The organism is Aeromonas sp. (genome assembly GCF_050633025.1).
In the GTDB taxonomy this organism is placed as follows: Bacteria; Pseudomonadota; Gammaproteobacteria; order Enterobacterales; family Aeromonadaceae; genus Aeromonas.
This window is the reverse complement of the sequence record NZ_JBODRQ010000141.1, coordinates 1-8,163: the sequence shown is the minus strand read 5'-3', so window position 1 is coordinate 8,163 and position 8,163 is coordinate 1. Positions and strand designations below refer to the sequence as shown.

Below are 8,163 nucleotides of genomic sequence, written 5' to 3'. Positions count from 1 at the left end.
AATACATAAGCCTGTTTAAGTATAAGATTATAATCGTGCCGGTTATCGATGAAGTGTGTAGAGCTACGGCCCCAGATCCGATAGCCGCCCCCAAAGGTCACAATAACAGCGTGCAATAATGACTCCATCATCTCTGCCTTGAAGCCACTCTCTATCCAGAGAGATACTCTCTGTTTTGCTGTTTCAGTATCGACAGAGTGATTAAATGTGTTGAGAAGTTGCGGCATCTGATCGATATGAAAAGAGGCCCCTTCGGGAAAGATTGAGGAAACGGGAAATACAACACGATTATCCAGCAACTGCAACATAGTGACCTCTAAGCGAAACGATTGAAATTCCTAACTCTTATTGGAGACATTATCTGAAACCAAGCGTCATTCCATGACGCTTGGTTGTTTTGATGAAAGAAATATTTACTGATTAATTTAAAAACAAGGGAGGCATGGCGCCTCCCTAAGATTTGTTGTTGAACAATCTCGCTCAACTGGCCAGAAACAGCCGGTAGGCGGGGTCGTCGCTCACCTCTTTCCAGCCGTAGCCAATCTCGCGCAGGTAGTCGTGGAAGGCGGCCACGTCCTCGTCCGGCAGCTCGAAGGCGCAGAGCACCCGGCCGTAGTCGGCACCGTGGTTGCGGTAGTGGAACAGGCTGATGTTCCAGCGACAGCCGAGGGTCTCCAGAAAGCGCATCAAAGCACCCGGCTGCTCCGGAAACTTGAAGCTGTAGAGACGTTCACCGAGGGGCCGGGCCGGGCGGCCACCAATCATGTAGCGCACGTGGCTCTTGGCCAGCTCGCTCTCGGTCATGTTGACCACAGGGTAGCCGTTGCCGCCGAGCTGATCGATGATCTGGCCCAGCTCCTCGTCACCGCCGGTGAGGCGCACCGAGACGAACAGCGACGCCTGCTCGGCATCGGCGTAGCGATAGTTGAACTCGGTCACCATGCGCGGCCCCAGATTGCGGCAAAAGTCGAGGAACGCCCCTTTGCGCTCGGGGATGGTCACTGCCAGCATGCCCTCGCGCTTCTCGCCAATCTCGCAGCGCTCGGAGACGTAGCGCAGGCTGTGGAAGTTGACGTTGGCGCCGGAGAGGATGGCCGCCATCCGCCCCCCTTTCACCTGCTCCCGCTCGCTGTAAGCCTTGAGGCCCGCCAGCGACAGGGCACCCGACGGCTCGGCAATGGCGCGGCAGTCGTCGAAGATATCTTTCAGCGCGGCGCAGATCTGGTCGTTGGAGACGGTCACCACCTCGTCCAGATACTGGTTGCACAGGCGGAAGGTCTCCTCGCCGATGCGCTTCACCGCTACCCCGTCAGCAAACAGGGAGACCCGCTCCAGATTGACCGGCTCGCCCGCTGCCAGCGCGGCCTTGAGGCAGGCGGAGCCCTCCGCCTCCACCCCAATCACCTTCACATCCGGCAGCAGCTGCTTGATGTAGACCGCCACTCCGGCGGCCAGTCCGCCGCCGCCTACTGGCACGAAGACGTGGGTGAGGTGGGTATCCTGCTCCAGCAGCTCCTTGCCGATGGTGCCCTGCCCGGCGATCACCTCGACGTCGTCAAATGGCGGGATCAGGGTGTAGCCCTCCAGCTCGGAGAGGCGGCGACTCTCGCCGTAGGCCTCGTCGAAGCTGTTGCCAAACAGCATGACGTTGCCGCCCTGCCGGCGCACTGCGTCAATCTTGATGTCCGGCGTGGTCTTGGGCATCACGATGATCGCCTTGATGCCGAGCTTGGCGGCCGACAGGGCGACCCCCTGGGCGTGGTTGCCAGCAGAGGCGGCGATGACGCCGCGCGCCTTCTGCTCCTCGGTGAGGGTGGCGATCTTGTGGTAGGCACCGCGCAACTTGAAGGAGTGGACCGGTTGCAGATCCTCCCGCTTCAGGCTGACATGGTTGCCGAGTCGCTCGGAGAGTTTCTTCAGGGTTTGCAAGGGGGTGACCCGCGCCGCCTCATAGACGGGTGAGAGCAACACCTTGCGTAGATAATCTGCCGCAGAGACCATGTTTTATTCCCCCAACAGGGTGCGATCACGCACCGCACCCTTGTCGGCGCTGGTGGCGAACATGGCGTAAGCGCGCAGGGCAAAGGAGACCTGACGCTGACGATCGAGCGGCTTCCAGCCACGGGCTTCGACAGCGACGCGGCGGGCGGCCAGCACGCTGTCGGCCACCTCCAGCACCATACTGCGGGCCGGAATATTGATGCTGATGATGTCGCCATCCTCCACCAGACCGATAGTGCCGCCAGAGGCTGCTTCCGGCGAGACGTGGCCGATGGAGAGGCCCGAGGTACCGCCAGAGAAGCGGCCGTCGGTGATCAGGGCGCACGCCTTGCCGAGTCCCATAGATTTCAGATAGGTGGTGGGGTAGAGCATCTCCTGCATGCCGGGGCCCCCTTTCGGCCCTTCGTAGCGGATCACCACTACCTCGCCCGCTTTCACGGTGCCGTCGAGGATGCCGCTCACCGCGCTCTCCTGACTCTCGAACACCCGGGCCGGGCCACGGAAGGTGAGGTTCTCCTCATCCACCCCGGCGGTCTTGACGATGGCGCCGTTGACCGCGAGGTTGCCAGAGAGCACGGCAAGACCACCCTCCTGGCTGTAGGCGTTATCCAGCGAGCGGATGCACCCTTCGGCTCTGTCCAGATCCAGCTCCGGCCAGCGACAATCCTGACTGAACGCCTTGGTGGTGCGGATACCGGCAGGGCCAGCGCGGTAGAAGTCCACCACCTCCTGACTCGGCTGGCGGCTGACGTCATATTCATTGAGCTGTTCGACGAGGGAGCAACCCAGCACGGTGCGGGTATCCCCATGCACCAGACCCGCTTTTTCCAGCTGGCCCAGAATGGCGACCACGCCACCGGCACGGTGCACATCTTCCATATGGTACTTCTGGGTGGAGGGCGCCACCTTGCAGAGCTGGGGCACCTTGCGCGACATGCGGTCGATATCGGCCATGGTGAAGTCGACGCCCGCCTCCTGGGCCGCCGCCAGCAGGTGCAGCACGGTATTGGTGGAGCCGCCCATGGCGATATCCAGTGCCATTGCGTTCTCGAACGCCGCCTTGGTGGCGATGTTGCGCGGCAGAGCCGAGGCATCGTCCTGCTCATACCAGCGCTTGGCCAGCGTCACGATGCGCTGACCCGCCAGCTTGAACAGCTGCTCGCGATCGCTGTGGGTTGCCAGCATGGAGCCGTTGCCCGGCTGGGAGAGGCCGAGCGCCTCGGTCAGGCAGTTCATGGAGTTGGCGGTAAACATGCCGGAGCAGGAGCCACAGGTGGGGCAGGCGCTGCGCTCCACCTGCTCGCTCTGGGCATCGGAGACTTTGGGGTCGGCCCCCTGGATCATGGCATCCACCAGATCCAGCTTGATGATCTGGTCCGACAGCTTGGTCTTGCCCGCTTCCATCGGGCCACCAGAGACAAAGATCACCGGAATATTGATGCGCAGGGCGGCCATCAGCATCCCCGGGGTGATCTTGTCGCAGTTGGAGATACAGACCATGGCATCGGCGCAGTGGGCGTTGACCATATACTCCACTGAATCGGCGATGAGTTCGCGCGATGGCAGGGAGTAGAGCATGCCGCCATGGCCCATGGCGATGCCGTCATCCACGGCGATGGTGTTGAACTCCTTGGCGACGCCGCCGGCGGCTTCGATCTCGCGGGCCACCAGCTGGCCCAGATCCTTGAGGTGGACGTGGCCCGGTACGAACTGGGTGAAGGAGTTGACCACGGCGATGATGGGTTTGCCGAAATCCTGATCGGTCATTCCGGTGGCGCGCCACAGGGCGCGGGCCCCGGCCATGTTACGTCCGTGGGTGGTGGTGGCGGATCTCAACTTCGGCATTGTCTCTACTCCCTGAATGCCCAGCGGGCTCATTATCTTTGGAAATGAAAAAGTGACTCTCGGATCGGGAATCGATCCTGGTGAGGGCACCGCGCAGTGCCCTGACCGGAAGCGACTCGGGGAGGCATGACGCCTCCCCTCTCTTATCAGTCGTTAACGGGCGTCAGCCAGCCCCACTTGTCTTCGGTCTGGCCATTGAACAGGCCGAAGAAGGCGTTCTGCAGCTGCTCGGTCACCGGGCCACGGCTGCCAGCACCCACCTTCATCCGATCGACGGAGCGCACCGGCGTCACTTCGGCGGCGGTGCCGGTCATGAAGATCTCGTCTGCGACATAGAGCGCCTCACGGGGCAGTGCCTGCTCGCGCACCTCGTACCCCAAGTCACGCGCCAGCGTCATGATGGTGTCGCGGGTGATGCCGGGCAGGATGGCAGCGGTAGCGGGCGGGGTGAACAGCACGCCGTTCTTCACCAGAAACAGGTTCTCCCCCGCCCCTTCGCTCAGATAGCCGTTCACATCCAGCGCCAGCCCTTCGGCGAAGCCGTTGCGCTTGGCCTCGCGGCTGATCAGCTGGGAGGACAAATAGTTGCCGCCCGCCTTGGCGCCGGTGGGGATGGTGTTGGGAGCGAGCCGGTTCCAGGAGGTGACGCAAACATCCACCCCGTTTTTCAGCCCCTCTTCCCCCAGATAGGCGCCCCACGGCAGGGCAGCCACCATCAGGTCAGCCTTGGCATCCAGCGGCGGATGCAGCCCCAGCCCCACGTTGCCGACAAAGGCCAGCGGGCGCAGGTAGCCGCTCTTCAGGCCGTTCTCGCGCACCACGGTGCGGCAGGCTTCATTCACTTCGGACTCGCTGTAGGGGACGTCCATCCAGTAGATCTTGGCGGAGTCGAACAGGCGGCGGGTGTGCTCCTGCAGACGGAAGATGCAGGTGCCCTTGGGGGTATCGTAGGCGCGCACACCCTCAAACACCGAGGAGCCATAGTGCAGGGCGTGGCTCATCACGTGTATCTGGGCATCCTGCCAGGGCACCAGTTTGCCGTTGAACCAGATGTATTGGGGGTGAGTGGCGGATTGGGAAGGCTGTGACATTGGCTTGGCTCCTTAAGCTCTGATCCGGGGTTGCTGTTCCAGTGCATCGACCCGGGAGACGTCCACCAGCTTCACCAGCTGGCTCCACAACTGCTGGATGGGACGCACCGACTCGACAGTAACCGTGATCCGCAGCTGTTGGCAATCCTGCTCCATATTCAAGGCACAGAGATTGAAGCCGCGGTGACGCACCACCCGCAACACCCGCTCCATCACTTCCGGTCTGGGCTGGGCGTGGATATGCAGGGTGTGTTGTGCAAATGCTGGCTGGGCAAGGGTGTGCGGATTCATGGGCGTTGCTCCATCATCTTGTGGTTGGCGACTCCCGGCGGAACCAGGGGCCAGACGTTTTCTTCCTCTGAAATGGCCACATGCAGCAGATAGGCGCCTTCGCTTGCCAGCAGGCGATCGAGGGCACCGGCTATCTGCTCCTTGCATGTGATGGTCTCGCCCGGAATGCCGAAAGCGGCAGCCAGGGCGACGAAATCGGGGTTGTCGGAGAGGATGGTCTCGCTGTAGCGGCCGTCGAAGAACAGCTCCTGCCACTGGCGCACCATGCCGAGGCGCTGGTTATCCAGCAGCACCATCTTCACCTTGAGCTGGGCGCGGCGGATGGTGCCGAGCTCCTGCACGTTCATCATGAAAGAGCCGTCACCGCTCACCAGCACCACTTCATCCTGCGGGCGCGACATCTTGGCCCCGATGGCGGCCGGCAGACCGAACCCCATGGTGCCAAGACCGGCGCTGGAGAGGTGGTTGCGCGGGCTGGTGAAGCGCATGTGCTGGGCCACCCACATCTGATGCTGACCCACGTCGCAGGCGACCACGCTGCTCTCCGGCAGTCGGGTAGAGAGCTGCTTGAGCAGGGCCGGGGCATAGATGGCCTGACCCGGGTGGTCATAGCGAAAGGCATATTCGCAGGCCATGGCGGCGCAGTGCTCACGCCAGGGGGCGATGTCGAGAGTCATGGCGAGGCACGGCAACACCTGTTTGAGATCCGTGGTGATAGCCACTTCGGCGGCGCGGCGCTTGCCGAACTCGGCGGCATCCACATCGAGATGGATCACCTTGGCTTCGGGGGCGAACTCTTCCAGCTTGCCGGTTACCCTGTCGTCGAAACGGGCACCCACCACCAGCAGCAAGTCGCACTGCTGCACCGCATAGTTGGCCGCCTTGGTGCCGTGCATGCCGAGCATACCGAGGTAAACGGGGCTATCGGGGTCGAGCGCGCCAATCCCCTTGAGGGTGGTGACCGCAGGCATGCCGGTTGCGGCGGCAAAGTCACGCAACTGCTGCTCGGCATTGGCCATGCCTACCCCGCCGCCGACGTAGAGCACCGGACGCTCGGCGGCAGCCAGCAGGGTGCGGGCTGCGGCCAGATCCGAGGGGTTGAGCACCTCCGGCTCTTCCACTGCAAACAGCGGGCTCTGGGGCGGCACGGCGGCCAGTTGCACATCCTTGGGGAGATCGATCAGCACAGGTCCGGGGCGCCCTTCGGTGGCGATGGCGAAAGCTTCTGCCAGCACGCGCCCCAGATCGGCGGCATCGGTCACCATGAAGGAGTGCTTGGTACAGGAGAGGGACATGCCGAGCACGTCGACCTCCTGAAATGCATCGGTACCGATGGCGGCACAGGGCACCTGTCCACTGATGGCCACCAGCGGCACCGAATCGAGCAGCGCCTCCGCCAGACCGGTCACCAGATTGGTGGCGCCGGGGCCGGAAGTGGCGATGCAGACCCCCACCTGACCGGAGGCGCGGGCATAACCGACCGCCGCCATGGCGGCGCCCTGCTCGTGGCGGCAGAGTTGATGGGCCAGACCACCGTCATACAGGGCATCGTAGACCGGCATGATGGCCCCGCCCGGGTAACCAAACACCTGGGTCACACCCTGTTTCTTGAGAGCCTGTACCAAAAACTGCGCGCCGTTCATGTGGAAAATCCTGTCCTTTGGTCGAAAAAAAACCCCCGGGCTGTGAGGCTCGGGGGTCGCTTGTTTCGTTCTGTCCGGTGGTGGGTCTATCCCTTGTTCCGTGCAGCTAAACGAGCCCCGAGCGGTGAGATAATAATCACCACTAGGACCACAATAATGCTGACGAAACGGGAGGCCATGTTCATAGTTACAACCGGAAATCCTGTGAAATTGGGGCGGTTTCTACCGCGAATAGCTATTAGAACTAGCACGGTGATTTTTATTGGGCAAGTCTTTTTTCTGTGACAACCCACTGATTTTGGCTATTCCTCAGCCGGAACTCTGGAATAAAAAACCAACAAAAAGCAGTTAGTCAGAACATATATCAACTCAAGGACGGGATTTATGTCATTAGCTGTGGTTTATAGCCGTGCCAGCCTCGGGATCGCGGCCCCGCAAGTTACAGTGGAAGTTCACCTCTCCAACGGTCTGCCCGCCTTCAACATGGTCGGCCTGCCGGAAACCTCGGTGAAAGAGTCGCGAGATCGGGTGCGCAGCGCCCTGCTCAACGGCAATTTCGAGTTCCCGAGCAAACACATCACGGTCAATCTGGCCCCCGCCGACCTGCCCAAGGAGGGAGGCCGTTTCGATCTGGCCATCGCCATCGGCATTCTCGCTGCTTCCAAGCAGATACCGGCAAAATACCTGCTCGATCACGAATTTTTAGGCGAGTTGGCTCTGACCGGCGAAATTCGCCCCGTGCTCGGGGTGCTGCCCGCCGTGCTCGCCTGCCGGGATGCGGGACGCACCCTGCTGGTACCGCGAGAGAACGGCCCCGAAGCTTCCCTCATTCAGGATGCCGAGGTGCGCACCGCCCACCAGCTGCTGGCCGTCACCGCCTGGCTGGCCGGTCAGTACGAGCTGCCGCTGCCGGATCCCCAGACCACGGATGCCCTGCCCGATGTACCGGATCTGCAGGATGTGATCGGCCAGTCACAGGCCAAGCGGGCACTGGAGATCGCCGCCGCCGGCAGCCACAACCTGCTGTTCATCGGCCCGCCCGGCACCGGCAAGAGCATGCTTGCCAGCCGCTTGCCCGGCATTCTGCCACCACTGAGCGAGCAGGAGGCGCAGCAGACCGCCGCCATCCACTCCATCGGCGGCCTCACCCCACGTGTCGGTCACTGGCACCACAGACCCTATCGCACCCCCCACCACAGCGCTTCATCAGTCGCTCTGGTGGGCGGTGGCAGTCATCCGCGGCCCGGCGAAATTTCTCTGGCCCACAACGGAGTGCTTTTTCTCGACGAGCT

The 8,163-nt window shown here is 62.2% G+C and carries 7 protein-coding genes; 1 reads left to right on the top strand and 6 read right to left on the bottom strand.

The window, feature by feature from the left end:
- The 6 genes from ACRAUW_RS15280 to ilvG form a co-directional block, all read right to left on the bottom strand.
- Positions 1–308 (bottom strand): hypothetical protein (locus tag ACRAUW_RS15280; protein ID WP_431362959.1); only part of this gene is annotated, 308 nt, incomplete at its 3' end.
- 172 nt (positions 309–480) lie between these two features.
- Positions 481–2,001, bottom strand: coding sequence for a threonine ammonia-lyase, biosynthetic (gene ilvA, locus ACRAUW_RS15275; protein WP_431362958.1), 1,521 nt, complete (start codon positions 1,999–2,001; stop codon positions 481–483).
- A gap of 3 nt (positions 2,002–2,004) precedes the next feature.
- Complete coding sequence (ilvD, locus tag ACRAUW_RS15270) at positions 2,005–3,846, bottom strand: dihydroxy-acid dehydratase (RefSeq protein ID WP_181269820.1); 1,842 nt, start codon at positions 3,844–3,846, stop codon at positions 2,005–2,007.
- A gap of 146 nt (positions 3,847–3,992) precedes the next feature.
- The gene (locus ACRAUW_RS15265; RefSeq protein WP_431362957.1) at positions 3,993–4,937 is read right to left on the bottom strand and encodes a branched-chain amino acid transaminase; all 945 of its coding nucleotides are present in this window, start codon (positions 4,935–4,937) and stop codon (positions 3,993–3,995) included.
- A gap of 12 nt (positions 4,938–4,949) precedes the next feature.
- Positions 4,950–5,228 (bottom strand): acetolactate synthase 2 small subunit, encoded by a 279-nt coding sequence (ilvM, locus tag ACRAUW_RS15260; protein WP_005342011.1) that lies wholly within the window; start codon positions 5,226–5,228, stop codon positions 4,950–4,952.
- Entirely contained in the window at positions 5,225–6,871 is a 1,647-nt protein-coding gene (gene ilvG, locus ACRAUW_RS15255; RefSeq protein WP_431362956.1) for an acetolactate synthase 2 catalytic subunit, read from the bottom strand. The genes ilvM and ilvG overlap by 4 nt, the downstream gene beginning before the upstream one ends.
- Positions 6,872–7,255: 384 nt before the next feature.
- Between ilvG and ACRAUW_RS15250 the strand changes: the two genes are divergently transcribed.
- Positions 7,256–8,163 (top strand): YifB family Mg chelatase-like AAA ATPase (locus tag ACRAUW_RS15250; protein WP_431362955.1); only part of this gene is annotated, 908 nt, incomplete at its 3' end.

Coding starts and splice junctions, on each gene's coding strand:
- ilvG (WP_431362956.1), bottom strand. CDS start 6,871: ATGAACGGCGCGCAGTTTTTGGTACAGGCTCTCAAGAAACAGGGTGTG.
- ilvD (WP_181269820.1), bottom strand. CDS start 3,846: ATGCCGAAGTTGAGATCCGCCACCACCACCCACGGACGTAACATGGCC.
- ACRAUW_RS15265 (WP_431362957.1), bottom strand. CDS start 4,937: ATGTCACAGCCTTCCCAATCCGCCACTCACCCCCAATACATCTGGTTC.
- ilvM (WP_005342011.1), bottom strand. CDS start 5,228: ATGAATCCGCACACCCTTGCCCAGCCAGCATTTGCACAACACACCCTG.
- ilvA (WP_431362958.1), bottom strand. CDS start 2,001: ATGGTCTCTGCGGCAGATTATCTACGCAAGGTGTTGCTCTCACCCGTC.